The organism is Nostoc sp. XA010 (assembly GCF_020829625.1).
Classification (GTDB): Bacteria; Cyanobacteriota; Cyanobacteriia; order Cyanobacteriales; family Nostocaceae; genus Nostoc.
In genome coordinates this window covers 156,541-183,102 of sequence record NZ_JAIVFX010000014.1, presented here as the reverse complement: position 1 = coordinate 183,102, position 26,562 = coordinate 156,541, and the positions used below count along the sequence as shown (strand labels likewise).

General features: G+C 40.5%; 23 protein-coding genes and 1 pseudogene. 8 read left to right on the top strand and 16 right to left on the bottom strand.

What is annotated here, in order from left to right:
* Positions 1–285: 285 nt before the first annotated feature.
* The gene (locus LC608_RS20915) at positions 286–1,890 is read left to right on the top strand and encodes a DUF1565 domain-containing protein (protein ID WP_229555343.1); all 1,605 of its coding nucleotides are present in this window, start codon (positions 286–288) and stop codon (positions 1,888–1,890) included.
* A 133-nt stretch (positions 1,891–2,023) separates the two neighbouring features.
* Here LC608_RS20915 and LC608_RS20910 read toward each other — a convergent pair whose 3' ends face one another.
* From LC608_RS20910 to LC608_RS20880, 7 genes are all read right to left on the bottom strand, one after another.
* Positions 2,024–2,821, bottom strand: a complete 798-nt coding sequence (locus tag LC608_RS20910) for a Uma2 family endonuclease (RefSeq protein ID WP_229555342.1) — start codon at positions 2,819–2,821, stop codon at positions 2,024–2,026.
* A gap of 256 nt (positions 2,822–3,077) precedes the next feature.
* On the bottom strand, positions 3,078–3,329 hold the full coding sequence (locus LC608_RS20905) for a type II toxin-antitoxin system RelE/ParE family toxin (protein ID WP_229555341.1): 252 nt from the start codon (positions 3,327–3,329) through the stop codon (positions 3,078–3,080).
* Complete coding sequence (locus tag LC608_RS20900) at positions 3,326–3,556, bottom strand: addiction module protein (RefSeq protein WP_229555340.1); 231 nt, start codon at positions 3,554–3,556, stop codon at positions 3,326–3,328. The genes LC608_RS20905 and LC608_RS20900 overlap by 4 nt, the downstream gene beginning before the upstream one ends.
* 77 nt (positions 3,557–3,633) lie before the next feature.
* Positions 3,634–6,084, bottom strand: coding sequence for a hypothetical protein (locus LC608_RS20895; RefSeq protein WP_229555339.1), 2,451 nt, complete (start codon positions 6,082–6,084; stop codon positions 3,634–3,636).
* A gap of 362 nt (positions 6,085–6,446) precedes the next feature.
* Positions 6,447–7,283 (bottom strand): S-formylglutathione hydrolase, encoded by an 837-nt coding sequence (gene fghA / locus LC608_RS20890; protein WP_229555338.1) that lies wholly within the window; start codon positions 7,281–7,283, stop codon positions 6,447–6,449.
* A 73-nt stretch (positions 7,284–7,356) separates the two neighbouring features.
* Entirely contained in the window at positions 7,357–7,620 is a 264-nt protein-coding gene (locus tag LC608_RS20885; protein ID WP_229555337.1) for a hypothetical protein, read from the bottom strand.
* A complete protein-coding gene (locus LC608_RS20880; protein WP_229555336.1) occupies positions 7,595–8,404 on the bottom strand; it encodes an ion transporter in 810 nt (269 codons plus the stop codon). Before LC608_RS20880 ends, LC608_RS20885 begins: the two co-directional genes overlap by 26 nt.
* Positions 8,405–8,492: 88 nt before the next feature.
* On the opposite strand from LC608_RS20880, the gene LC608_RS20875 reads away from it, so the two are divergent.
* Positions 8,493–8,918, top strand: a complete 426-nt coding sequence (locus tag LC608_RS20875) for a nucleoside deaminase (RefSeq protein WP_229555335.1) — start codon at positions 8,493–8,495, stop codon at positions 8,916–8,918.
* Positions 8,919–9,095: 177 nt separating this feature from the next.
* Here LC608_RS20875 and LC608_RS20870 read toward each other — a convergent pair whose 3' ends face one another.
* The 3 genes from LC608_RS20870 to LC608_RS20860 form a co-directional block, all read right to left on the bottom strand.
* On the bottom strand, positions 9,096–9,599 hold the full coding sequence (locus tag LC608_RS20870) for an O-acetyl-ADP-ribose deacetylase (RefSeq protein ID WP_229555334.1): 504 nt from the start codon (positions 9,597–9,599) through the stop codon (positions 9,096–9,098).
* A gap of 257 nt (positions 9,600–9,856) precedes the next feature.
* A complete protein-coding gene (locus tag LC608_RS20865) occupies positions 9,857–10,519 on the bottom strand; it encodes a response regulator transcription factor (protein WP_229555333.1) in 663 nt (220 codons plus the stop codon).
* Entirely contained in the window at positions 10,519–11,784 is a 1,266-nt protein-coding gene (locus LC608_RS20860) for a sensor histidine kinase (RefSeq protein ID WP_229555332.1), read from the bottom strand. The genes LC608_RS20865 and LC608_RS20860 overlap by 1 nt, the downstream gene beginning before the upstream one ends.
* A gap of 357 nt (positions 11,785–12,141) precedes the next feature.
* Here LC608_RS20860 and LC608_RS20855 point away from each other — a divergent pair, with 357 nt between their 5' ends.
* From LC608_RS20855 to LC608_RS20845, 3 genes are all read left to right on the top strand, one after another.
* A complete protein-coding gene (locus LC608_RS20855) occupies positions 12,142–12,639 on the top strand; it encodes a Spy/CpxP family protein refolding chaperone (RefSeq protein WP_229555350.1) in 498 nt (165 codons plus the stop codon).
* 468 nt (positions 12,640–13,107) lie between these two features.
* The gene (gene sipA / locus LC608_RS20850; RefSeq protein WP_229555331.1) at positions 13,108–13,350 is read left to right on the top strand and encodes a regulatory protein SipA; all 243 of its coding nucleotides are present in this window, start codon (positions 13,108–13,110) and stop codon (positions 13,348–13,350) included.
* A gap of 57 nt (positions 13,351–13,407) precedes the next feature.
* Positions 13,408–13,965 carry a peroxiredoxin gene (locus LC608_RS20845; RefSeq protein WP_229555349.1) on the top strand — a complete coding sequence of 186 codons (558 nt, stop codon included), beginning with the start codon at positions 13,408–13,410 and terminating at the stop codon, positions 13,963–13,965.
* A 234-nt stretch (positions 13,966–14,199) separates the two neighbouring features.
* Here the strand turns inward: LC608_RS20845 and LC608_RS20840 are convergent, their stop codons facing one another.
* The 6 genes from LC608_RS20840 to modA form a co-directional block, all read right to left on the bottom strand.
* Positions 14,200–14,838, bottom strand: a complete 639-nt coding sequence (locus LC608_RS20840) for an NTP transferase domain-containing protein (RefSeq protein ID WP_229555330.1) — start codon at positions 14,836–14,838, stop codon at positions 14,200–14,202.
* A gap of 12 nt (positions 14,839–14,850) precedes the next feature.
* On the bottom strand, positions 14,851–16,008 hold the full coding sequence (locus LC608_RS20835) for an XdhC family protein (RefSeq protein WP_229555329.1): 1,158 nt from the start codon (positions 16,006–16,008) through the stop codon (positions 14,851–14,853).
* Between the two features lie 521 nt (positions 16,009–16,529).
* Positions 16,530–18,743, bottom strand: a complete 2,214-nt coding sequence (locus tag LC608_RS20830) for a xanthine dehydrogenase family protein molybdopterin-binding subunit (protein ID WP_229555328.1) — start codon at positions 18,741–18,743, stop codon at positions 16,530–16,532.
* Positions 18,740–19,723: a xanthine dehydrogenase family protein subunit M gene (locus tag LC608_RS20825; RefSeq protein ID WP_229555327.1), complete on the bottom strand. Its 984-nt coding sequence runs from the start codon at positions 19,721–19,723 to the stop codon at positions 18,740–18,742. The genes LC608_RS20830 and LC608_RS20825 overlap by 4 nt, the downstream gene beginning before the upstream one ends.
* Positions 19,710–20,333 carry a (2Fe-2S)-binding protein gene (locus LC608_RS20820; protein ID WP_229555326.1) on the bottom strand — a complete coding sequence of 208 codons (624 nt, stop codon included), beginning with the start codon at positions 20,331–20,333 and terminating at the stop codon, positions 19,710–19,712. Before LC608_RS20820 ends, LC608_RS20825 begins: the two co-directional genes overlap by 14 nt.
* 400 nt (positions 20,334–20,733) lie before the next feature.
* Complete coding sequence (gene modA, locus LC608_RS20815; protein ID WP_229555325.1) at positions 20,734–21,525, bottom strand: molybdate ABC transporter substrate-binding protein; 792 nt, start codon at positions 21,523–21,525, stop codon at positions 20,734–20,736.
* Positions 21,526–21,615: 90 nt separating this feature from the next.
* Here modA and LC608_RS36935 point away from each other — a divergent pair, with 90 nt between their 5' ends.
* From LC608_RS36935 to LC608_RS20805, 3 genes and pseudogenes are all read left to right on the top strand, one after another.
* Positions 21,616–21,738: a hypothetical protein gene (locus LC608_RS36935; protein ID WP_267871146.1), complete on the top strand. Its 123-nt coding sequence runs from the start codon at positions 21,616–21,618 to the stop codon at positions 21,736–21,738.
* A gap of 92 nt (positions 21,739–21,830) precedes the next feature.
* On the top strand, positions 21,831–26,084 hold the full coding sequence (locus tag LC608_RS20810; protein ID WP_229555324.1) for a filamentous hemagglutinin N-terminal domain-containing protein: 4,254 nt from the start codon (positions 21,831–21,833) through the stop codon (positions 26,082–26,084).
* 32 nt (positions 26,085–26,116) lie between these two features.
* Positions 26,117–26,414: pseudogene (locus LC608_RS20805) on the top strand (IS4 family transposase); the annotation flags it as partial.
* Positions 26,415–26,562: the final 148 nt, after the last annotated feature.

Below are 26,562 nucleotides of genomic sequence, written 5' to 3'. Positions count from 1 at the left end.
AGTAAGTCGTTTAAATTTCCTTGAAGTAAGCTGCTTGGCTCTCCAAAATTTCACTGCTAATTTAAGCCCCAATCATAAAGAAAGCAAATTTCTAATCATATCACAAAAAACTTTTGCAAGAGTTCTTTAGCAATTTTGGGTTGGTCGAGTACTAGTGAACCCTAAAAGCATTTGCATAAATTTTTAACCTTGCAGTGAAAAGTACTTTAAGTTACTTAATGCATTAAACGCTACCCACTTTCATGGTTAGCGCTAAGATAGCTATGTATTTTTTGGAAGTATAATATGGCTCAGACTATTTATGTAAATCCAGTAACAGGCAAAGATACTAACCTTGGTAGCCAACAAGCCCCATTCAAAACTATTACGCAAGCCCTTAAGGTATCTACAGATAACACCAAGATTCAACTAGCAGAAGGTAATTACAATGCTGCTAGCGGTGAAGCTTTTCCGCTAACGGTTCCATCTGGAGTGACAGTGGTGGGTAATGAAACCAATAAAGGCAATGGTATTTTGATTGAAGGGAGTGGTAGCTATTTGAGCCGTACTTTTGCTGCTCAGAATGTCACATTTGTGCTAATGGATAAAGCTGAAGTGCGGGGAGTGACTGTAACAAATTTAGCTAGTCGTGGTAGTGGTGTTTGGATTGAATCAACCGCCCCTACTGTTGCCAATAGCACCTTCACCAACTGTAAGCGCGAGGGAGTATTTACTACAGGTGAGGCTAATCCAGTTATTCTAGGTAATGTGTTCAGTGAGAATGCAGCTAATGGAATTGCGATCGCTAAAAATTCCAAAGGTCAAATTCAAGATAATACCTGCTTAAAAACAGGTTTTGGCATTGCCATTAGTGATACTGCATCACCTACCCTTCGAGATAATAAAGTTTACGAAAACCGTTCTGGAATTGTCATCTCTGGCAGCGCTCGTCCTATATTGCGTAACAATGTCTGCGAAAATAACACTGACGATGGTATCACAGTAATCGGAACTGCTCTACCGGATATCGGCAGTACCAATAATTTAGGAGGCAATACTCTACGCAATAACGGTAAATTTAATTTGCAAAATGCTAGTTCTAACAAACTGGTTTCTGTGGGAAATAAAATAGATGCGTCTAAAGTCACTGGAAACGTAGAGTTTGCAGATAGTTCGGTTCCGACACCCACACCGACACCTACTCCCATTCCCACTGCGACACCCATTCCCATTCCAACACCTACTCCCACTCCCATTCCCATTCCAACACCTACTCCCACCCCAACACCTACTGCGACTCCCACTCCTACTCCGACACCAACTCCCACGCCCACTATAGAATTAAGCGATATTAAGAATCATTGGGCAGGTGGCTTTATTCGGGAATTAGTCAAATTGGGCATAGTTAATGGTTTTCCCGATCGCACATTTAAACCAGACGCTACGATGACACGGGCACAATACGCCGCATTAGTGGTAAAAGCTTTCAACCCACCGCCAAACCGCCCCGTGATCAAATTCAAAGATGTACCAGCAGACTTCTGGGCATCGAAAGTAATTCAGCAAGCATATCAAGGTTCATTTCTTTCTGGTTTTCCTGACAATACCTTCGCCCCCAACAAAAATATCCAGCGCGTGCAAGTGATTGTTTCCTTGGTGAATGGGTTGGGGTTGTCTGCTGATGGTACAGCATCTATCAAAGCTTTTGATGACCAAGCAAAGATTCCTGAATATGCCAAGGATGAGGTAGTAAAAGCTATAGACAAGGGCATTATCGTCAATCACCCGAATGTCAAACAACTCAATCCTACCCGCGATGCTACACGCGCTGAGGTAACGGTGATGGTATACCAAGCTTTGGTAGACGCTGGCCGTGTAGCTGCGATTGACTCGCCTTATATTGTTGCTTAATTGGCAAACTAATTTGTTTTGCAAAATTGCATGATTTTTGTAGGGGCAATTCATTAATTACCCCTACAAAAAGGGTTCTAAATTATAGGCAGAGCAAATTCATACTTAATTTCAAAAAGGTGGTTTTTAGTTTCTACTCGAACGGAGGTAAATTATTCGGGTCAATACCCTGAGATTGCAAATAAGCAATCAATCGTTCTTTTTGTTGGCGTTCTTGTTCGGCGCGTTGGCGTTCTTGTTCAGCACGTTGGCGTTCTTGTTCAGCACGTTGGCGTTCTTGTTCAATCTGTTCTACAGCCCAAGGTAATAAATTACCAGCTTGATCCCACCAGCGCAACCAATAGCCAGTGCGAGCTTCTTTTGTTCCTTGCCAAGTTCCCAAAAATAAGCCCATTACATCAATCCAATGACGACCATTTTCGTCAGGTTGCTTTAACTCATAACGTTTATTTTCTAGTTGATAATATTCTAATAAACCGCCATCTGGTTCAAAAATTATGTAGATGGGAATCTGCAAAATTTGCTCGTAGAAAAACCATTTTCCTGGTGGATAAGCTCGCTTTACCGAATATTCTCCACCCTCAGTATCGGATAGAAATTCGATGGCGATCGCTGGGATATCTCCTTCTAAATTGGGTGTATAACTTTTGCGATTACCCACAACTTGATTCACCGATGGCACATAAACCCAGTCAGGTGCTTTGGCAATAAATTGACCGTTCACTGTCGCACAAAGACCAAAATTTGAAGCTATCAACATCTGGGGTTGGATGAATCCACTGATTTCTAAGCTTTCACGCAAAGCACCAGCCAAAAGTGGCTGACCTGTATTCTCCACTGGTTCATCCTCTAGTTGAAAATCCTTGGGCAAGGCTTCCCAAGATATTACCAGTTCAGTTTGGGATTTGGCTTCACTGAGTTGGGTTGCCATAAACACAGTATGAATTTATTTTTGATCTTATCGCTTCTAGGACGGTATGAAGGCGATACCAGTATCAAAAAAGGGTAGAAAACTTGCCACCCTATTTAACCAGGAAACTCTAAAGCATATTATATTTGGAGATTGAGCAGATTGTCCTTCGGTTGACTGCTATGTACTCTTTTTATTAAATTTCAATATTTCTTTGTTTCCAGTAGTTCGGTTTGCGCTTACCATGCGCGATGCCTAATGGCAAGCCGCAAAGCGTCTACGCAATAACCCAAATTACTTCTTCAAGCACCGTATAAAAAATTAGATAGGGAAAACGTTGAATAGCATAACGACGTATTCCTTCAATCTTGTGTGGAATTCCTAAATTGGGGTTTTGCTGAATTTTGAGAATAACTTTTTCTACTTCAGATAGTAAATCTAGCCCCAAGCCTACTTTTTGAGCTTCATAATAAGCTATTGCAGCATCAAGCTCCTTCCGAGCCTCAGTGGGGATAACAATAAACTTCACAAATATTTTTCTCGTAACTCAGAAAAGACTTGAGATGATGGTTCTCCAAGAGCTGTTTTGCGATTAATATCCTCTAACCGTTGGGTTAATTCCGTATCCCAAGCAGTTTCTAGATTATCATCTATAGCTTCATCTAGAGAATGAATTAAAAAGTAGGCAATTTCAGCACGTTCTTTTGCAGAAAGCTGAGAAAGTTCGAGTTTAAGTTTTTCCGCAGTTTCACTCATGCTTTGCAGTCTTCCCAACAATTCTAATTATAGGCTCAATTATCCGATCGTAACACTGACGTTGCCCCCCGTTTCTCCTATTCCTTAGTAGCAAACCATTGTAGTGGCAAAAATTTCATAACATTTGTTACAGTTTTTAAAGTTTTTAATTCTGGTATATCTGATTTTAATTGTTCTGCGATCGCTAAATTTTGTTCAGCTTGTACAGGTTGAAAATTATATAAATAAACAAAAGCTAAATAAATCCAAGTGTAAGGATTTTGAGCATCATATTTAGTTAATTCTTTTAAATTTTGGATTAATTCTGGAACTTGGCGCTGTAAAAGTTGTGATAAGACTAAGGTGTAACGCCAATTTAAGTTATTTGGCTCTGTTTGCAGATAATAATTAGCCGCGAAATCAATTTGTTTTAAATAATCTTGAGTAGGATCATATTGATTGAAATGAGCTACTTGCACAAATATATTATTTATTTTACCCTGTTGTAATTCTTGGGCTAGCTGTGAAGTTCGAGTAACTAAATCTAAAGCTGGCGATTTTTCTGCTGTTCCGACATCTGTCACATTTACAGTAATATCTGGAATATTTAAAGATGTGGTTTTGTTGTTTCTTCTATCTAAATATAGTGCTGATAGCTGATATTTTCCTAGTGCTAGTGTTTTAGGAATAAATGTAGATAAGGCTTCTTTCACCCGGAAAGTTCCTTCGGGATGACATTTGATGCCACAGTATAAATTACCCAAGCCAATGGCATGATCGTGATACCAAGAGGATTGGCTATTTTGCCATCTTAACAGTAAGATACCATTTTGCAAATCATCCCATGAACCTGTGATTTCATAGTTTACAGGGTTGTTTTTATCTAAAATTAATTGCTGAGAAATCTCCACTTTTTCTAAATTAATTCCAGACTCACTATTATTTATTTTTTCAACAGTTACAGGAGGATTTTTGCAACTATATAATCGCATTTTATCTCCATGAGGTAATATCCAATCGCCCTGTAATTTCAAATCAGTAGAAGATTCAACTAAAGATTTTAATTTCCGTTTAGTCTCTCCACTTTCTCCAGGTCTATATGGTTCATTATCCCTAGTAATATACCAACAAAAATATTGTAAATCTTGCTCTATCTGAGATAATTTGGTTGTTAATTTTCTGCCAGATACGCGAAAATCTGCTAATGCCCCAAAATAATTTAACGTATACTCATTTATCTGCGGTGTAGAAACAGGAATTACCCCTAGATTAGACCTTAAATATAAATTTGTTTCGGTAATTTTGTGTATCAGTTTCTCCAGAGGATATTCTTTAGCATCATTATTAGGTAAATGTTTACCACCCCATGCTTGAATTAGGGGTAATGGAAACAAATTATTCAGTAAAACTATGCAACTTAATACTAAAGTGGCTAATCTCAGTCTATCAAAATATATATTTTCAATTAAATTGAATAAATCCGCCAATATTAAACTAATTATCGGAAAACATGGCAGAATAAATCTAATATCTTTATTTGTACCAAAAGAACAAATTATATAGCTACTTACTAAGGTAACTAATAACCAAATTCGAGCCGATTTATGGAGATTTGCTGAAATTAAATTAGTAGTAAATTTATATTTAATCAGATAAACCAATAAAATGCCAATACTCACACATAATATTGGTAAGCCAACGGTTTCTGGGATCATTTGTGGATAGTATAACCATCCAGCAATAGTTGTGGGAGAAGGATCACCCTCCCTTTTTCCGACTTGGTTAGCGCTTAATGCCGATGTAATAATTGTTAACCAGTTTAAGCCATACCAAAAACTACAAATTAACCAAGCTATTATCAAAGATGAGCAAGCTTGAATTAGCTTGATAAATCTACGTTTTCTAATAAAACTAATTAATGCCAAAATACTAGGAACTAAAATAAAAATAAAACCTGTAGGTTTAGCCAACAAGATTAAACCTATTCCAACGCCCAATAAAATAGTTAACCCCCATGAGAAAAACCCAATATAACTTTCTTTCCAAATTGTCAGAACAGTAAAAGTTACTGTAACAATTGCTGTCAAACCATAATCTATTAAATAATCTGTCCGAATAACTCCCAAAATAGGAAATAACACACAAAATATACTGGCAGTTATACTAATTTTTCGATTGTGAAATAAAAAATTGCCTAAATGATATACTGAAACTATAATCATTGCAGTATAAAATAAGTTGACCAAACTTGCTTGGTCATATCCACGTCCAAACAACATTAAAAATGGGACAGTGCAAATATATACAAAAGGAGCGCGATAACTTGGAGTTAATTGCCACAGAGATAGCCACCAATCTCCTGAGAAGATATTGAAGTTTTGAAAAATTCTATAATGATGTAATGCTGTAGCTAAATGTGCACTTTGATCGTAGGCTGGAATCGAGTCATCTAAGAAAAACCAAGCTCTATCTATAGCTAGTGCTATCAGCCAAATTATTAAGAGGATGATATAATCTTTTCGATGCTGAGAATGGTCAAAATCACTCATACTTATTTGCTCAAGAAAAAAGTTTAACCAATTATATATCTGTCATGTATCGCCGTTTCAGTAACGATCGCCTAATACGCTTGGCTTTGTGAAAAATTGTAGCTTTGGTTAAGCAAAGTGCAACCAAACAAAGCGCCGGAAATGTTGGGTTTGACTGCCGTAACCCTATGGGCATCTTGCTACAACCCAATCTAGATTGATAGATTTTATTAAAAGTTATCACCCGAACCTGATATTACATTATTTTTGTTAGACTTTTACACCATCATATTTTTCGTAGTCTTGTTCAAAAATCGAAATAGAAATATAGGGTTTAAATAAATGAAAACTGCTGTAATTAATAAAGCGATACCTACGATAAGCTACGCTAACGCATGGTGGCGGATATGATCTTCAATAAAACTGGCGATGAAATAATAACTGTGGTCATAGCCTTCTTGATAACGCAAGTTTAGCGGTTGGTTAACATCTGCACAAGCTTGCTCAAACACCTCTGGCATTAATTGTTCAGCTAAAAATTTATCAGCAGTCCCTTGGTCAATGAGAATCGAACTGTGATATCCTACTTTTTTGACTAATTCACTAGCATCATAAGCACGCCAACTTTCTTGATTGTTGCCAAGATAACCACCCAAAGCCTTTTGGCCCCAAGGACAACGCATAGGTGCAGTGATAGGTGCGAAAGCTGATACTGATTTGTAAAGTTCTGGATTTCTCATTGCACAGACAAGCGCCCCATGTCCCCCCATCGAATGACCGAAAATACCTTGTTTTTCAGGTTGCGTAGGGAAATTTGCGGTAATTAAAGCAGGTAATTCCTCGACGATATAACTATACATTTGGTAGTTTTTACACCACGGTTCTTCTGTAGCATCAACATAAAAGCCCGCACCTGTGCCAAAGTCCCAGTCATTATCCTCACCTGCAATGCCAGTATTACGCGGACTTGTATCTGGTGCAACCAATATCAAACCATACTCAGCTGCAAAGCGCTGCGCTCCCGCCTTAACCATAAAATTCTCTTCTGTGGAACTTAACCCAGAGAGGAAATAGAGAATCGGTACAGGTTTTTGAGTTGCTTGTGGTGGTTGATAGACAGCAAAGCGCATTTCACCGTTACAGGTTGAGGAGGAATGACTGTAAAAGCCCAGTTTGCCACCAAAGCTTTTATATTCGGAAATGAGGTTGAGGTTAGACATTGGTTATTATCACTTTCCTGAGCGATCGCCAGAGAAAGATTATTTTACCGTGAACTACCTGGTAATTAACACGCTATAGCGAGCGCACAATATGCCGCAGTTGCGTAGGCGTAGCCCGTCGTAGACATTGCTTTGAGAATCGAAACCAAATTGCGATCGTTGGTTGGTGCTTCATCCCCTCTGCACTCGCTATACCAACAGGATAACGAAACCAACACACAATTAAGCGGCTAGTAGGTTCATAAGCCAACAGCCATGTTTTTTCGTAGCGCACCAAATCACTAATCCAAGATGGATGTATCTTTTCCTCTTCAGCAATGGCGGCTCTCTGAATCAACCCTGCGACTAGGCAACTTAGTCCCGCACCTTTTACAAAACCCAGCTTCTACATCATGGAAAGCCAAACCACAACCTGAACAAACTGTTTCTACCTGATTAGCAGTTTTCACAACTCGCTTAATTAAATCTCCCACTTGCCAAGGAATCAGCGCAATTCCCGTAAAAATCATCAGGACTGTTAGCAAGCGCCCCAATTCCGAAATTGGAATAACATCGCCAAATCCTACAGTTGTCATTGTGACAACAGAGAAATAAAAGGCATCTAAAAACGTACCATAATTTTCAGGATTAACCGGATGCTCTACTTGATAAATTAAGCCAGAATAAATAAAAACAATTGCAAATAATGTAAATAATATTCGCGCAAAAATCATTCCATCTTCAGTGCTGATAGTGGCGAATAGAAATTTCCTATCGATAAATCTGATTAATCGTAAAATCCGAAACCATCGCAGTAAGCGGATAAAGCTAATATCCACCATTCCTAGAAAGAAAGGTAAAATTGCCATTAAGTCAATAATCGAATAAAAGCTAAAAATATACTTAATTTTATTTTCCGCACTCCACAAACGAAGGGAATATTCTACCGCGAAGATAATAACGATCGCAGTATCGGCTACATTCAACTGAAACCGCACATAATCAGGAATATTATAAGTTTCTGCCACAAAAATTCCTGATGATACTAGCACCATAGCGGCAAGCGTTAAATTAATCGCTTTACCTATTGGTGTTTCCAGGTCTTTTAAGTAGAAGTCTGTTTCTTGTCTGCTCAGTAACATATTCGACCATTAACTAATTTTAATTCCTAGTTATAGCATTAGAAATACGATATTATTAATCATTATCCTTATGTTAACCTCAGCTTATATGAACCCAGAATATTTTATGCGTTTAGCTTTGGCAGAAGCAAAAGAAGGAGATGCGCCTTATGGTGCTGTGATTGTTAAAGATAACGAAGTCGTTGCCGTAGCTCATAACACTGTTAACAGAGACAACGATCCATCAGCACATGCAGAAATTAACGCCATTCGTAGTTTAACAGCTAAACTTAAAAACCCTTCTTTAGAAGGTTATAGCATATATACAACTGGTGAACCCTGTCCCATGTGTGCAACTGCTTGTGTTTGGAGTGGCGTATCAGAAATTGTATATGGTGCTTCAATTCAAGAGTTGATTACTCTAAATCAATCACAAATTAATATATCTTGCGAAGAAGTGATCTCTAAGTCATTTAGAAACATCAAGCTCATAAAAGATGTTTTAAAAAATGAATGTTTGGAATTATTTAAATAAGCTATCAAAAAACTTATTTTTAGGCGTAGTCCTTTCAAACTAGCTCGAAAACTCTTGTTCTTTCTCTCTCTAATACGGACACTTTGCTCAAGCCAGAAAACCTTCCCGATCAAGTGTCATCCTCTATGCATCTACGGTTTAAAAGTAATTTATCTAACCAGTATTCATTTACTTTTGTCAATGCGTAAGTCCTAAAATACTTGTATATATTTCATAGTTTTCTGGATCATAGCAGCAAAAAATTATTTTTTGTGGACAACCATTCTTTTGTAGTTGTTCATTGCATATTTTTACTGCTACCTCAGCTGCTAAAGCTTTAGGATATTTATAAATACCAGTACTAATGCAAGGAAATGCCAAACTATTAAACTCTTTATCTGCGGCAATTTGGATACATTTATAGTAACACTGAGCTAAAAGTTCAGCTTCTCCGTGATTACCTCCTCGCCATACTGGCCCTACAGTATGAATGATGAAGTTTGCAGGTAAGCGATATCCTTTGGTTAGTTTAGCATCGCCAATCTTACATCCTCTAAGTGACCTACATTCATCAACTAGGTCTGATCCAGATGCCTTGTGTATCGCTCCATCTACGCCGCTACCCCCAAGCAGGCTAGTATTTGCAGCATTGACGATGGCATCAACTTCTAGCTTTGTGATATCACCCAAAATCACTTCCATAAAACAATTAAGTATAATCAAGACTAATCTAATATTACAATTGTAGTATGTAGATGTCCACCATACAGTTTTAGCTTCAAGCTTAACGATCACTCTCCTTAAGGTGATGAGCGATCTCAAATAATGGTAGGTTCGCAATTTCTAGAAATCGCCTGCTTTTTCCTGATTTATTCAATGCATTCTTTATCTATCTTATCAATGCGTAAATTCTGATTTTTTCCGTTGTATAAGTAGCTCGGTGAAGAATTACAAATTATTTAACTTGATTCATTCAAATAAGATAAATAGGTATTTGCCCAAATCGCAGCTTGAGTGCGATCGCGCAGGTTTAATCTGTTTAAAATATTCGTAACATGATTTTTCACAGTCCCCTCAGAAATGTAGAGTTCCTGAGCAATTTCTCGGTTACTAGCGCCTGTAGCTATTAACCGCAAAACCTCTTTTTCTCTCGGAGTGAGTTCAGCTAAAGTGGAGGGTACAGGCGGTGACTGGGTTGGTGTACCATTAGAAAACTGAGTTAATAGCTTTTTAACTATACCTGGGCCTAATTGAGTATATCCTTTATGAACGGCACGAATAGCAACAGCTAATTCTTCTGAGGGTGTATCTTTCAACAAGTAACCCATTGCTCCATTTTGCAACGCTGCTGATACATATTCATCATCATCAAAGGTCGTCAGTACTAAAATTTTAGTTTTGCCAAAACGTTTTTGAATTTGTCGCGTGGCTGCAACTCCATCCATAATGGGCATTCGGATATCCAGCAATACTACATCTGGCTGAAATTCAGCAACTAAATTAATCGCTTGTTCACCGTTTTCTGCTTCTCCCACTATCTCTAAATCTGGTTCTAATTCTAATAACGCTCTTAATCCTTGGCGAATTAAACCTTGGTCATCTACTAGCAGCACTTTAATCATTATGTCAAGCTCGTTAAGGGAATATTAACTGTAATTTTGCAACCAGAACCAGGAGCGCTATTAATATTAAACTCACCTCCAAGCGCTAAAGTGCGATCGCGCATACTATGAAGTCCAAAACCTGTAGTATTTTGCCCTAAATGAAAACCTCTACCATTATCTTGAATTATCAACCGCACATTGCCTTTAGTCGTATTGAGTTCTAGTTTAACCTCTGTGGCATCCGCATATTTAGATACATTTGTCAAAGATTCTTGAATAATCCGGTAAATAGCAGTGTTTATTTCAGGTGGTAGAGGATATTCAAAGTTGATTTCATAAATTGGTAAAATACCATTTGAGCGATGAAAGTTTTCTGAAAGACTAGCGAGCGCCCGTTCTAAAGATTGTTCTTGTAATGGATTTAAACGCATAGTAGAAACAGATTCGCGGACATCTTTTAGCGCTTTTGAACCTAATTCTTTTGCTGTTGCTAGAAATGTTTCAGCCTTACCTGGGTTAGATTGCCATAGTTTTAAAGCGGTTTCTAATTGCAGATTTAAAGCAGTTAGAGAATGTCCTAAAGAATCATGAATTTCACGAGCAATGCGGTTGCGTTCTTTTAAGGTAGCTTGATTTTCAATTTGCATGGCATATTGGCGCAGTTTTTCATTAGCGATCGCTAGCTTTTCTCGACTTTGCCGTTCAGACAATACTGCATTCATCATCAACAACACAAAAACCAAACTTAAGCCAAATACTAGCGACGAATTCAAAATTAAAAATCGATATCGCTCTTGTGCTTGTGGCGATGCTTGAAAATTGAATAACTGATATTTTAGTTGTGTAGTAACTAAAAATAAGCAAAATGATAACCCTGTAATGAATAAACGCCCATTTAACTGAAAAATCAAACAACTACGAGTCACTAAAATTATGTAGAGAAACGGAAATAACCGAGCAAATCTTTCCCCAAAAAGCCCAATTATTAAAATTAATAGAATTTCAATGGCTGTGTAAATTACCTTATTTTTCTGGTTATTACTGGGTAATTTTAAACCCATCGCTGCAAAAATAATCAGACTATAAATTGATAGTTCTGGTAATATGCTACAAACTGACAAGTCTGGAAATGCGCCACAAATTGATAGTTCTAGAGGCTTAGGACGAAAATGCTTTAACGGAGGTGGTATAAAGGCTATCAATGCGGTGATCGCCAGTAATGTCCACTCTAGATAAAGTAGAGACGGAAAAGGATGTTTCTTAATTGGAATTGGACGACTCATTAGCCACGTTGCTCCAGTTATAAATGAGTTAGAAGTTAGGAATTAGAAGTTAAGAGTTTTGCATATTTTAACGGTAGCCTCTACTATTTCAAATTTCCGCTGGCTTATTTAAGACTTAAGAGTAAATCCAGTGTATGGTATAAAAATTATGTAATAAGCTCAATAAACATTTATAAATTAATCATAATAAAAATTTTCATCCTTCCTAACTCCTAACTATTTATTGTCAATCATGTTTGTCTAAATTCAATCATGACTAAAGTCATGGGTAAAACCATGACTTTCTCCTCATGTGATTACTAAAGATAAGTTCTTATGATAGTGGCATCCAACCAGGAAAAACCCACCACACAAGTAATGAAACTCAAAGCATTCTCACTACTCGCTGGAGCGATCGCTCTAACTTTAACTGCTACCTCCTTTGCTGTTAACGCCCAAACAGCTTCTCCTTCACCCGTGTTACTTGCACAAACTCCACAAAAAGAAAGGGGCCCTTGGAAAGAATTGGGTCTAACAGATGCCCAAAAAACCCAAATCCAAGCAATTAAGCGCGATAGCCGCACCAAAATGGAGGCAGTTTTCACCCCAGAACAAAAGGCCAAGTTAGAGGCGGCGAAACAAGCACGTCAGGCTCAACGGCAAGCTGGTCAAGGTCAACGCCAACCAGGTCAACGTCGAGGAAAGGGTGGTTATGCTGACTTAAATCTGACTGAAGCACAGAAAACCCAAATCCGACAAATCAGGGAGTCTGAAAAACAACAGATTCAAGCAGTCTTGACCCCCGAACAGCGCCAAAAAATAGAGCAATTCCGTCAAAATGCTCCTTCGCGCCGTCAACAAGGCAATCCCCAATAAGGCACAAAATATCCCATTGCTTTAAGGGGAGGGAAAGTCGTAGTGAAGCCCAGAAATTGGATAATTTATTTTTTGGAGTTCCCTAATAATTTTTCAAAAAATAGCTAACTTGACTGATGTCTAAGCATTGTTTTCCATAATTAAAAATTAATAGACTTCTTGCAGAAGATGCGGAAAGGGGATGAAATTTTTCCCCTTTCCCTTTCCCTATTTATTGAAACAGAATTCAGGAGTTAGCCCCTCCGGGGAAGTCAAAAGTCAGAATGGGCTAAACCTTAGCTATCCGCTAACAGAATGAATTTTGTGCGACTGGCGGATGGCGCAGCGTCTCGCACCAGAGCGTCAAGATTGCTGACTCCTGAATTCTGACTTCTGAATTCTTCTTCAATCCCATGCTCAATTTAGTAGACTAGACTTTCAAGCTAGTTATAAGTTATGAGTTAATTCAAAACTCCTAGCTTGATTAAAATGTCTAAAGAATTTGCAATTGGTAGTAAAGTCCGGGTTGTGGCACTGCCGCCCTACGTGAAAACTGCTGAACCCATGCCCATGCTGCGCCCCGCCGACGTAATTCACCTTGGCGAAGAGGGTATAGTCATTGACCGCAGACCTGGTGGATATTGGGGTATTCGCTTTACTAGGGGAGCCTTTCTATTAGATAGCCAATATATCGAAAGCACAGATACCCCACCCGAATCTGATTTAAAGTGAGATTAGCAGCAACCAAGAATTGTAAACTTGTGTAAAGTTGTAATTCTGGTTTTCACCATGATTTCCCGCCGCACTTTTTTAAGCATATTATTTGCCAGCTGTATTTCTCTCATCAGCTGGCTGAATTTTACCCCTGCTGCTGACGCCCTTGGTGGTATACTTCCTGCAATTAATCAACCCGCACCAGAGTTTACTTTGCCAACCAATACAGGTAATGGCAAAATTTCCCTCTCTGACTTGCGCGGTAAGTGGCTAGTCCTCTACTTTTATCCAAAAGACTTTACCTCTGGTTGTACTATAGAGGCTCGCCGTTTTCAGCAAGATTTACCCCAATACGTCAAAAAAAATGCCCAGATTATTGGTGTAAGTGCTGATGATATTGATTCTCACGCCGAATTTTGTGATTCAGAGGGACTAAAATTTCCTCTGTTGGCTGACACTGATGGTTCAGTGAGTAAAGCTTACGGTTCGTGGCTGGGCTTTTTATCTATGCGCCATAGTTTTATCATCGATCCTCAAGGCGTATTGCGCGAAACTTTTGTCAAAGTCAACCCAAACATTCATAGTTCAGAAGTGCTAGCACGATTAGAAAAATTACAGTCCGCAGCTTCTTAAACGATTAAGACAAGCATCTCTAAGTTTTTTAATTGCTCTCTTCTCTACGAGACGCTGCGCGAAAGTAGCGGGGCGTTCGCGTTTAGCGTCTCGCCTTCTCTACGAGACGCTACGCGAATGACGAGTATTGCAAATTGCGAATTAGTATGACCGGAGCTAACGGAAACGTTTTCAGCTTCGCTACTGAATTCTTCAACTGGCGATAAGCTGGGGATATCATAGCAGTAGAATAAGTTAATTCTGCGCTTTGGTAATTGATATCAATTGTTCGTAATCCTTTGGTGTATCAATATCGATATCCCCTAGTGGAAACGGAATGGAAAACACGTCATTAAGGTTTTTGTTAATAACTCTTTTTGCCCCTGAATTTTCTTTCAAAGCAGCAAGTTCTAAAAAATATATCTGACTAAATAGAGCAGGTACACCTAATGTTCCTGCATATTCACAAGCTATAATCGGTTTTTTTGTCGAATAATATGCATCAACAAGTTGATTAATAACTTGGTGAGAAACAAATGGTTGGTCGCAAAGTGTAATAACTACTGCTTCTATTTTTTTAGGAAGATTATTTAACAATTCAATACCGCTCTTGATTGAAGCACTCATCCCACAAGCCCAATCCAAGTTCTTAACTACTGTAACGGGAAGTTGCTTAAGTTGGGGATAAATCTGTTCTGCATTTGCTCCAAGTACTACTACTACAGGTTGACAAACTGAAGCGATCGCCATTTCTGTAATGTATTGCAAAAAACTACGTCCTTGGTAAAGCAATAGTTGTTTAGGTGTACCCATCCGAGTAGATGCACCAGCAGCAAGAATCATAATGGCTATAGTTGATTTCTCATTGTCTATTTGCTCAGTGTTAAATACCATAACAGATAAAAACTATGTGGTAAGTAGCAAGTTTGAATTGCTTTCATAGGATTGATGAATTGGTTGATTGCGATTTCTTAAAAAACTACCACTGCGATTTGTTAGCACAGCTTGAATTTCAGCAATAATGGCGATCGCTATTCCTTCAGGTGTATCCGCTCCGATGTCAATCCCAATAGGGCCATGCAATCTTTTTAATTGTTCAGTAGTATAAACTATTCCTTGCGAACGTAAATCTTCAAGTAATCTTTCAGTACGCGCCTTTGGGCCTAAAACTCCTATGTAGCGTGCAGGAGATGGCAGCAATATCTTTAAAATTTCCAGGTCGTCAAGGTAATTATGCGTCATGACCACAGCAACTGTGTAGGCATCTATAAATATCTGTTTTTGTACAGTTTCTCGCCGAGTAAGAATCACATCACAAGGTATAGTAAATCGTGCTTTAGTTGCCTCATTAGCTCGACAATCTACTACAGTAATGTCCCAACCTAATGATTGAGCAAACTGTGCTACAGGTACAGCATCGTAACCTGCACCAAATATTACTGCATGTGTCGGTGGTTTGATAACTTCGATGAAAACTTCTACACTACCTAAAGGTAAGTGATAGTTATTTACCTTTGACTTTTGATGAGCCAAAGCTGCTTGACTATCTGCAAGCAGAGATTGAATTAAATTTGGATCTTTGATGTCGGTGATAATTTTACCATTTGGATATAGCAGTAAGCGCGACCCAAGTTTGACTTTTACTGCGCCTTCAAATGCAAAGACTGTAGCAATAATACCCAAATGTTTTTTATTAAAGCACTCCTGTGTAAAAGCGATCGCATTCGGCGTGTTTTCTCTCTCAAGACGTTCGATGAGAACTTGCACTATTCCATTGCATCCCAGACCAAAGCCCCAAAAAATATCTTCAGAGGCGGTGTTATCGTAAGTAACAACAATTGGTTCGCCGTCTGACATTCGCTGTTGAGTATGCTCAAATACGTCATTCTCCAAACAACCAGCGCTGATTGTTCCAATCATCTCACCTGTATTTGTCATCAACATTTTGGCACCTGGTCGGCGATAGGTTGAACCTTGAGTTTTGACTACAGTGGCAAGGAAAGTGATTTTACCAATTTTTTGACTTGACTCGAAGCCTTCTAAAATTGCTTGTAGTTCGTTCATTTGATTGCTTATTTTTCTGTTTATAGCAGTTTATCAGCTTGAGCAAGAAGTCCTAATGAAAACAATGTGATAGATTGTGCCATTGTGCATTGCTGCTAGTGTCAAACACTTTAAAGCTTTGAGGATCAATACATTTTCTAATCGATAGACTTAGCAGCAATAAATACCGATATAGTAGTCAATCTCCTAGCTTTTTATGAAAATGCATTGAGTCAACTGACACAAGAATTGATTTTAAGAGGATGTGTATAACTCACACCTGCAAAACTACGGTCGCTGTTGGCGTAAACAAAACAGTTAAGAGTTATCCATAAAGTTGATGCCGTTTCACGGCATTTGGAAAACCTCTCTCTAAATCTCTCTCCTTTTAGGAGAGAGACTTTGAATTTCTCCCTTCCCGCATCGGGGAGGGGGTTAGGGGGTTAGGTTTTAGGTAGACTTTTCACTTTATGTGCAAAAGTCAGGTATCATTGTCGCGTATGAAGTTCTTGCTCATACTGGTAATGTAGCGATCGCCATATCTACAGCAGTTTGTCTAAGGTAATTGGCAAATCGCGGACGCGCTTACCTGTGGCATGATAGACAGCATTAGCGATCGCCGCCGCAGTGCCGGTAATGCCAATTTCACCAATTCCTTTGACACCAAGCGGGTTGATATGTGGATCATGTTCATCGACAAACAACACTTGAATATCGGGAATGTCTGCATTCACAGGTACGTGATATTCAGCTAAATCATTGTTAACAACGCGTCCTCGATTTGGGTCTATTACCGTATGTTCCATTAACGCCATACCGATGCCATAGACAATCCCACCGATTAGCTGACTGTTGGCTGTTTTAGCATTGAGGATGCGTCCTACACCAAAAGTTCCCACCCAACGCGATACTCGCACTTCACCCAAATCAGGCTCAACGCGAACTTCGGCAAACTGCGCTCCAAATGCGTGCATTGAGAACTTTTCTTGTTCTTCTCCAGGCTTGGCATCTGCACGCGCTTCGATCATTTTCATTCCGTGCCGTGCCAAGATTGCCTGATAAGTTTCGCTGGCAGAGGATTTATTTTTTAAGAAAAAGCTGCCATCTTGAGCAATGACATCCTCAGCGTTTGAATTATAAAGGGGCGATTTTTGATCGGCAAGTGCTAATTGCAAAAGCTGACTGCGAGCTTGATTTCCCGCTAAATGCACGGCTGAACTGACACTGGCGGCGGTTTGTGAACCACCGGAAATGGGGGATTGTGGCATCTTGGTATCCCCTAGTTCAAAGCGAACTTTGTTAACTGGTAGACCAAGTGCCTCAGCTGCAACTTGAGTCATGACAGTGTAAGTCCCTGTGCCAATATCTTGCGAACCGCTCAATACAACAGCTGTACCGTCTGCCATAATTCGGGCGATCGCTGATGCTGGAGAACGGTAGCTAGGATAAGTGGCTGTCGCCATGCCCCAACCAATTAAATAATTACCGTCTCGCATCGAACGGGGTGTAGGATTGCGCTTTTGCCAGCCAAACTTTTCTGCGCCTAATCTGTAGCATTCTCTAAGTGACTTGCTCGACCAAGGTAGCCCTTTAGTAGGATCGACTTCAGCATAGTTACGCAAACGCAACTCAATGGGATCGATATTGAGCGCATAAGCCAGTTCGTCCATTGCCGATTCTAGGGCAAAGGAGCCAGAAGCTTCTCCAGGCGCACGCATATAGGTTGGTGTTCCTTGATCGATCTCAACTAGATGGTGTCTGGTTGAGATATTCGGGCTAGCGTAGATCATGCGTACACTCTTACCAACTGGTTCGATAAATTCATCGAAAGTTGAAGTTTGGGAAGTTCCAGCGTGTCGCAGAGCGGTCAATTTGCCATCGCGGGTTGCGCCTAGAGAAACCTGTTGAATTGTCTCTGGGCGAAAGCCAACAGGGCCATACATCTGTGTCCGTCCCAAAACTAATTTCACTGGGCGATTAACCTGCCGTGCTGCGATCGCCGCTAGCGGCACATGCGACCAAGCCATCCCTTTGCAGCCGAAGCCACCGCCAACAAAGTAAGACAGAATGCGGACTTTCTCAGGCTCAATTCCTAATACTCCCGCAACTTTTTGTTGAGTTGAAAAGATTCCTTGAGTTGCGTCATACAGCAATAGTTCATCGCCTTGCCAAACTGCTGTTGTGGCATGAGGCTCCATTGGATTGTGATTTTCGATTGGTGTAGTATAGGTTTGATCGATGCGAACAGCAGCATTTGCTAATCCCTGGTTGACATTGCCGTGAGTTAAATCGGGCGGTTCCCCTCCAGGTATTTTACCTTTAGGCAAGTATGCCTTAGCGAGGTTGTCCCGCATATTAATGGTGGGTTTCTCTTCCTCATAGCGGATTTGTACGAGGGAAGCAGCATACATAGCTTGTTCAAAGGTAGTGGCAACGACAACAGCAATATGCTGACCGCTATACAGGACAATGTTATCTTGTAGCACTTGCAGCTTGCGACCGCCGCCCTTTTCTCCAGAAGCTTTGGGTGCATTGAGGTGGGTAATAACTGCTAATACACCGGGTACTTGTTCCGCCGCCTTTGTATCAATTTGGGCTATCTTACCTTTAGCGATCGTGCTTTGAACTGTTACTGCATAAGCAAGCTTGGCAACTGGAAACTCAGCCGCATAGCGGGCGCCACCAGTTACCTTGAGATGTCCATCAACTCGATTTAACGGTTTGCCGACAACTGTATTTGTATCGCTTGTATTCATGCCATCCCTCCCACCGTTGCCAGCGCTTTAACAATTGTGCGTTTAGTGAGTTCGACCTTAAAACCGTTGTATTTTTGAGGTTTAGCTCCGGCGATCGCAGTATCCGCAGCTGCTTGAAATGTTGCTTCGTTTGCAGGCTTGTTCAAAAGTATTTTTTCAGCTTCAAAGGCACGCCAGGGCTTTGTTCCCACCCCACCCAGGGCAATGCGTGCCGAGCGAATGATGTCATTTTGAATATCTAATACCGCCGCAACCGATACCACTGCAAAGGCATAAGAGGCGCGATCGCGGACTTTTAAATAGTGCGATCGCTGGGCATTGGTTGAAGCAGGTAAATCAACGGCAACAATTAACTCTCCATGTTCTAAAACTGTTTCCCTTTCTGGCGTTTCGCCAGGTAGAAGATGAAAATCTACAAGGGGAATACTGCGCTCTCCCCTCGGCCCGCGTGTCTGCACAACGGCATCGAGTGCCACCATTGCCACCGCCATATCAGACGGATGGGAGGCAATACAGCGATCGCTACCGCCAAGAATCGCGTGAATCCGGTTGTAGCCCTCAATTGCCGCACAACCTGAACCGGGAACGCGCTTGTTACAGGGCATCGAAGTATCGCGGAAGTAGTAACACCGGGTACGTTGCAGCAAATTTCCGCCCACTGTCGCCATGTTTCGCAGTTGCGGCGATGCCCCAGACAGCAACGCCTCCGACAGTACAGGATAACGCTCTTGAATGATCGGATTATAAGCAACATCGCTATTGCTTGCCGTTGCTCCAATCCGCACACCGTTACCCTGTACTTCTATCTTGCTCAGTGGGAGTGGGTTAATGTCAACCAACTCTCTTGGGGTCTGGACATTTAGCTTCATCAAATCGATGAGGCTAGTACCACCAGCGATATACGAAGCTTGAGCATCTGGAGTAACCAACGCCACGGCATTTTCTGCTTGTCCTGCTTTCTTATAGCTAAACGGCTGCATCTTTTTTTCCCTCTAAAACATTGCGGACAGCAGCCACGATATTTGGATAAGCCCCACAACGGCAAATATTGCCGCTCATCAGTTCACGAATGTCGGCATCAGATTTAGCGTGTCCTTCGTTGACTAAACCCACTGCCGAACAAATCTGTCCTGGCGTGCAGTAGCCGCACTGAAAGGCATCATGAGCAACAAACGCAGCTTGCATCGGGTGCAGATTGTTTCCTTGTTCTAGTCCTTCAATAGTTGTGATTTTTGCGTCGGTGTGCATAATTGCAAATGTCAGGCACGAATTAATGCGTTGCCCATCAACCAGCACCGTGCAAGCACCGCACTGGCCATGATCGCAACCTTTTTTAGTACCAATTAATCCTATGTATTCCCGAAGTGCATCAAGTAAGGTAACACGCGGTTCAATTTGCAAACTATGTGATGTTCCATTGACTTGTAGCGTCACCTTCACAGTTTCAGAAGTAGAATTTGCCAGCATTGGGGTAGTTTTTTTTACTTGAGTTTGTGCTACAGCTTTCTCTACAAAATTAGCGATCATAGTTCCTACTGTGCTGATAATCATCAATTGACCTAACTTGCGGCGTCTTAGGGCAAACCTCATCTGTTTACTCCATTCTGTTTTTGTTGGTAATAATATTGAGTAATTCTTTTGAGTCCAATTCTTTATAAAAATGACATTGTTAACAGAATACAATTTCATCTTGTTATCGTCTCTCTATCAGAAGATTTATGCCATAAGTCTCATCTATAGTTGTCATAATGTTCTTAATTTTTGTCTAAGTTCCCGCTAACTGTAGGTGCTTATGCACAAGAAAGCCAGCTATTAAAATTCCCCGCCTCTTTAGAGACAGGGAGCTTCAATAAGCTGACATTCCACAATTATTCGTTTAGCATTACTGAAATGCCTTTGTGGATGCTGGCAAGACTTTTTTCTATCACGAAGGAATAGCTGCTGATGGATGTTTTTTCAGCTTACTTGCAAACAATTACTAATTAGACATTCAGACAATAAACCCATATTTTCTCAATACAGTCTTAGCTTGACTGCCAGATAAAAACTGGACAAATTGTTTGGCAGCAGAAATATTTTTACTGCCTCTAATTACTGCTACTGGATAGACAATCGGTGAGTGAAGCTTTTCGTCAGCAGTGACTACGACTTTTACCTTGTTGGAAGTTTTGGCATCAGTGGCATAAACTATGCCCGCTTGGGCATTACCACTTTCTACTGCTGCCAAAACTTGACGCACATTGTTACCAAAGACAAATTTTGATTTAAGCTGATCATAAAGTTTCAAATTCTTTAAGACTTCCTCTCCATATTGCCCTGCCGGTACACTCCTGGGTTCACCGATCGCAATTTTCTTAATCTTGCTATTTATTAAATTGGAGAAACTACTGATACCAACAACATCCTGAGCCACAATCAAGACTAGACTGTTATTTGCCAAGTTAGTACGGCTACCTGGTAGCAACAGTCCTTTTTGTTCTAAGGCATCCACCTGCTTTTTAGCAGCAGAAATAAAGATATCCGCAGGCGCACCTTGTTCAATCTGTTGCTGCAAAGCACCAGAAGCCCCAAAGTTATAACTAATGTTGATATTTGATTTACTTTGTTGGTATAAAGGCTTAATTTCTTCCAGCGCATCTTTTAAGCTAGAAGCTGCGGACACGATTATGTTGGTGCTTGATTGTGCTACTCCAGGAGAAGGAGTAACCAATGGTAAACCCATTGCCAGGAGCAAGCCTGCAACTGCTATACCCAGAAAGCCAAGAATTTGTTTTCTTTTCATAGAAAAGGTGCAATATAGGTTTTTTCCGAAAATTGATGCTAGTTAAAATCGTACCAGCAATACCAACTTTTAACCAACTTTCTCGGTAAAATGCCTAAAAAACAACAAGGGTTGTTGCATCAGTTTTTTGGATGTTCCTTAATTTGGCGATCGCTTCCCTACTTACTCAATAAAAAATATCAACTTTTGCGAAAAACTGGAGTTTTCGGGTGAAGTCTTACTAGCCTGATTACTAGCTGTCAAACAGCTAGTAACTTGATTTATGCTTAACTAAAGTTTGCTGCTGCTATTAGTGGAGGCTTGCAATGTCCGGTTTGGGTTCTACTCGTTGGGGTGCTTTAGTGACTATCGCTCTAGGTGTCAGCTTTTGTACCATTGATTGTGCGATCGCTCAAATTACTCCAGATGGCACTTTACCTAATAACACTAGGGTCACAAGAGAGGGTGACACCTTTAACATTACTGGAGGAACTCAAGCTGGCGGTAATCTGTTTCACAGCTTTGGCGAGTTTTCTGTGCCTACTAACGGCGCTGCTTCTTTTAATAATGCTGTAGATATTCAAAATATTATTAGTCGAGTTACAGGTGGGTCAGTCTCCAACATTGATGGATTAATTCGCGCTAACGGTACGGCTAATTTGTTTCTAATTAATCCGTCGGGAATTATTTTTGGTAAGAATGCCTCGTTAGATATTCGGGGGGCATTTACTGCCACAACTGCGAATGAGATAAAGTTGGGAGAGAAAGGGTTATTTAGTGCTACTGAACCAGCAAAAAGTAATTTACTAACTATACAACCAAATGCGTTATTTGTTAATGCTTTAAAAAATCAGCAAGCCCAAATAAATAATCAAGCTAATTTAACTGTTGGGGAGGGGAAGAATATAACTCTATTTGGGGCTAATGTTTCCAACACAGGTATATTAACAGCACAGAATGGGACAATTAATTTAACAGGTGCAGAAAATTTAATAGTTAGAGGAAATTTAGATACAAATACATTATTGCTAAATACTAAAAATATAACTATTGCTGAAAATACACCAGATAATAGTCGAGCGACAATTTATAAATCTACAGTAGAAGGGCTGTCTGGAAATACTAATATTATTCTCCAGGCAACAAATGATATTACCATTAAGACGTTAAGTGGTAATAGTTTAAATTTAGCTAATGGTAGCGGTAAAGTTACTTTTAATGCTGGTGTTGATGGAGATGGAATTGGTAATTTTCAAATGCAAACCGCCGACACCATCAAAACCAATGGTAGAGATATTGGCATTTCTGGAGCGAGTTTGACACTAGGTACTATTGATACTAAATACGATAATCTGGGGGGAGGCAATATAACTTTAACTGCCACAGAGGGCAATATCTCTACTCAATCCCTTCAGTCCTTCTCATATTCATCTTATGACACGGCTGGAAATGGTGGGGAGATTACTTTGACTGCACAGGGCAATATCTCTACTCTCGACCTTGACTCCTTCTCATATTCATCTTATGACACGGCTGGAAATGGTGGGGAGATTACTCTGACTGCACAGGGCAATATCTCTACTCTCGACCTTGACTCCTACTCACGTTCAGATTATGACAGGGCAAGAAATGGTGGGGAGATTACTCTGACTGCACAGGGCAATATCTCTACTCTCGACCTTGACTCCTCCTCATTTTCAGGTTCAGTTTCAGGCACAGGAGGAAATGGTGGGGATATTACTCTGACTGCACAGGGTAATATCTTTACTCAGTTTCTTAACTCCATATCATCTTCATATTATGGCAATGGTGGGGATATTACTGTAACTGCACAGGGCGATATCTCTACTCAACAACAGGTCAACTCCTACTCATATTCATCTGATGAGGGCACAACAGCAGCAGGAAATAGTGGGGATATTACTCTCACTGCACAGGGCAATATTTTTACTCGCTACCTTAACTCCTCCTCACCTTTTGGAACGGGAGGAAATAGTGGAGATATTACTGTGACTGCACAGGGCAATATCTCTACTGAATCCCTTAACTCCAATTCATCTTCAACTTATGGCACAGCAGGAAATGCTGGGGATATTACTCTCACTGCACAGGGCAATATCTCTACTGAATCCGTTAACTCATACTCATATTCATCTTATGGCACAGCAGCAGGAAATGGTGGGGATATTACTGTGAATGCACAAGGCAATATCTCTACTCTTGGCGAGCTCGACTCCTCCTCATATTCACCCTATGGCACAGCAGGAAATGGTGGGAGAATTACACTCACTGCACAGGGTGATATTAAGGGCACCAGATATTATGAAGATGTAGTTACTGTTTTTTCTTCATTTTCTGTTTCTAAAACCAGAGTTTCAGGACAAGGTGGTAACGTTACTTTAGCGGCTAAAAATCAAATTACAGATTTAGAAATTTTAACTCTGTCTTCTAACTCCAAATCTGGAGATGTTCAAATTAAGGGTTTTGGGGATTTATCGCTGACAAATACTGACATTATTACCAGTAAACAGGTAACTATCAAGAATCGGTTTCTAGGAGAAGACACTATCCTAGATGTCGCAGGAGTAGGTCAATCAGGGAATGTAACTGTTAGCAGTACAGGTAATCTCACCTTTAACAATAGTCGCATTGAAAGTGACGCCAGAGGCAGCGACCCCCCAGGAAACATAACTATCACCAGTCCTAGTACTGTCACCTTCAATAATAATAATATTAGTAAAATTACAAGTAACACTAGCAGTCAAGGTCAAGCCGGCAATATTCAAATTAATGCCAATAACTTAGTCCTTACAGATGCTTCAGAAATCTCAGCTTCCACGACAGCAGATGGAAAAGCCGGAGACATCACCCTCAACACTCCTACTTTAACAGTAGCCAATGCTGGGAAAATCTTCGCCACAACCACAGGCATCGGTGATGGCGGGACAATCACCATCAACGCGCCCAATAAAGTTAATCTTGGTATTGGTGTGCAAGACTTTACTCCCATCCTCTCTGTGGAAACGAGTGGTGCAGGAAAAGCCGGGGATATCATTGTTAATACTCCTAACCTCACCGTATCCGATACTGCCCGCATCACTGCAACTGCGACTAAAACAGCCACTAATACCCAAGGTGGTGGTAGCATCACCTTAAACGCCTCTAAAATAGACCTAGCGGGTATTGTTGGTGTTTTTGCTGAAACCCGAGGAGAAGCACCCGCAGGCACATTAAAACTTAATCCTTATCAAAACCAGCCCGATTTAGACATTACTCTTTTCCCTAGTTCCATTATTTCCGCTTCCACTTCTGCCAGTGGTAAAGGTGGTGACTTAATTCTCGCAGCACCAGAAACTATTAACATTGCAGGTCAAGGTAAATTAACAGTAGAAAGTACAGGTACAGGTGACGCAGGTAATATTCAAATTACCACTCAAAAGTTAGACATTAATGATGGCGTGCAAATATCAGCTTCTACTAATAATATTGGTAAAGGGGGTAATATTCAGGTCAATGCTAATAACTTAATAGCCAATAATGGCGCACAATTCTTAACTGCGACCTCCGGTAATGCCCAAGCCGGAAATATTAACTTAGAAATCCGTGACCAGATCAGCTTATCTGGAACAGATACCGGATTATTTGCTAACACCGAAAAAGGTTCAATAGGCTATGGTGGTAATATTAACCTGATCACAAATGATTTCTCTTTAAGTAATGGTGGGCGAGTAAGTACCAGCAGTGAGGGAGAAGGGAAAGCCGGAGATATTAATATTAATTCTGGTTCCACAACACTTGATAACCAAGGATTTATTGCAGCAGCAAGCAACTCTGGTGATGGTGGAAATATCAATTTAACTGTCGATGATCTTTTACTATTGCGTGGCGGTAGTGAAATATCCACCACCGCAGGCACAGACCAGAAGGGTGGAAACGGAGGTAACATCAATATCAATGCTCCTAATGGTTTCATCGTTGCCGTGCCTGGTGAAAACAGCGATATCACTGCCAATGCTTTTACAGGTAAAGGTGGGAGAGTGCATATCAAAGCGAATGGCATTTATGGTATTAAGTTTCGTGAAAGTCCAACTCTCTTGAGTGACATCACTGCTAGTTCAGAATTTGGTACACAAGGGACTGTAGAACTCAATACACCTGGCATCGACCCTAACAGTGGCTTAGTTGAGTTACCCACGATGGCTGTAGAAACTGAAGTAGCGCAAGTCTGCGATAGTCCAGGTTATGCTCAAAGCAGCTTTATCATTACTGGAAGCGGCGGTTTACCTCCTAATCCCACCAAGGATGTTCTCCCAAACGGCACAGTAGAAGTAGGTTGGGTATCACTCAAGCCTAGCAGCGATGCCAATTGGAGACGCTACGCGAACGGTGGGCTACGCCGGAGCAGCAATCCACCTCTTACCACTAAGGCACTAACACCAACACCAGAACCTATTGTAGAAGCAAGTGGATGGGCGGTAAACAAAAAGGGAGAGGTAGTACTTACAGCTAATTTATCTGCTGGCGGTCGTGGTTCATGGCACAAAGATGTACCTTGCAGTGCAACTCATGCTCATCAGTAAATGCTGTGATACCAATTCTCTATAAAGACGGGCTACGAATTGTAGTGATTGATGGAACTTGCTTAGATATCCCAGATAGTAATGAAAATACAAGGGTTTTTGGTCGTCTCGGTAGTCCTCCTGGAACGCGAGCAGGATTTCCCAAAGTTAGATTAGTGATTTTGGTAGAAGCTGGGACAAATTTAATATTCGACGCATTAATCTGCCCATATCGGATTGGAAAGCGAGTCAGGGGATTAAAGCTATTATGCTCAGTAACGTCACGAAGTTGATGTGGGATAGGGATTTGCATTACGCACAGCGATGATGCAAGCAACACCCAGTAAAGGTGTTTTGCCCCGCGATCGCAATTCTGGGAGTAGCTGAATGTAAAATATTTCTTTGAATACTGGATGTTGAGCGGCTGCCCAATTATGAAATAGATAAATTGGTCGTTCTAAGTACAACGTTCAGTACAAGTGCCTATGCCCTATTTTCA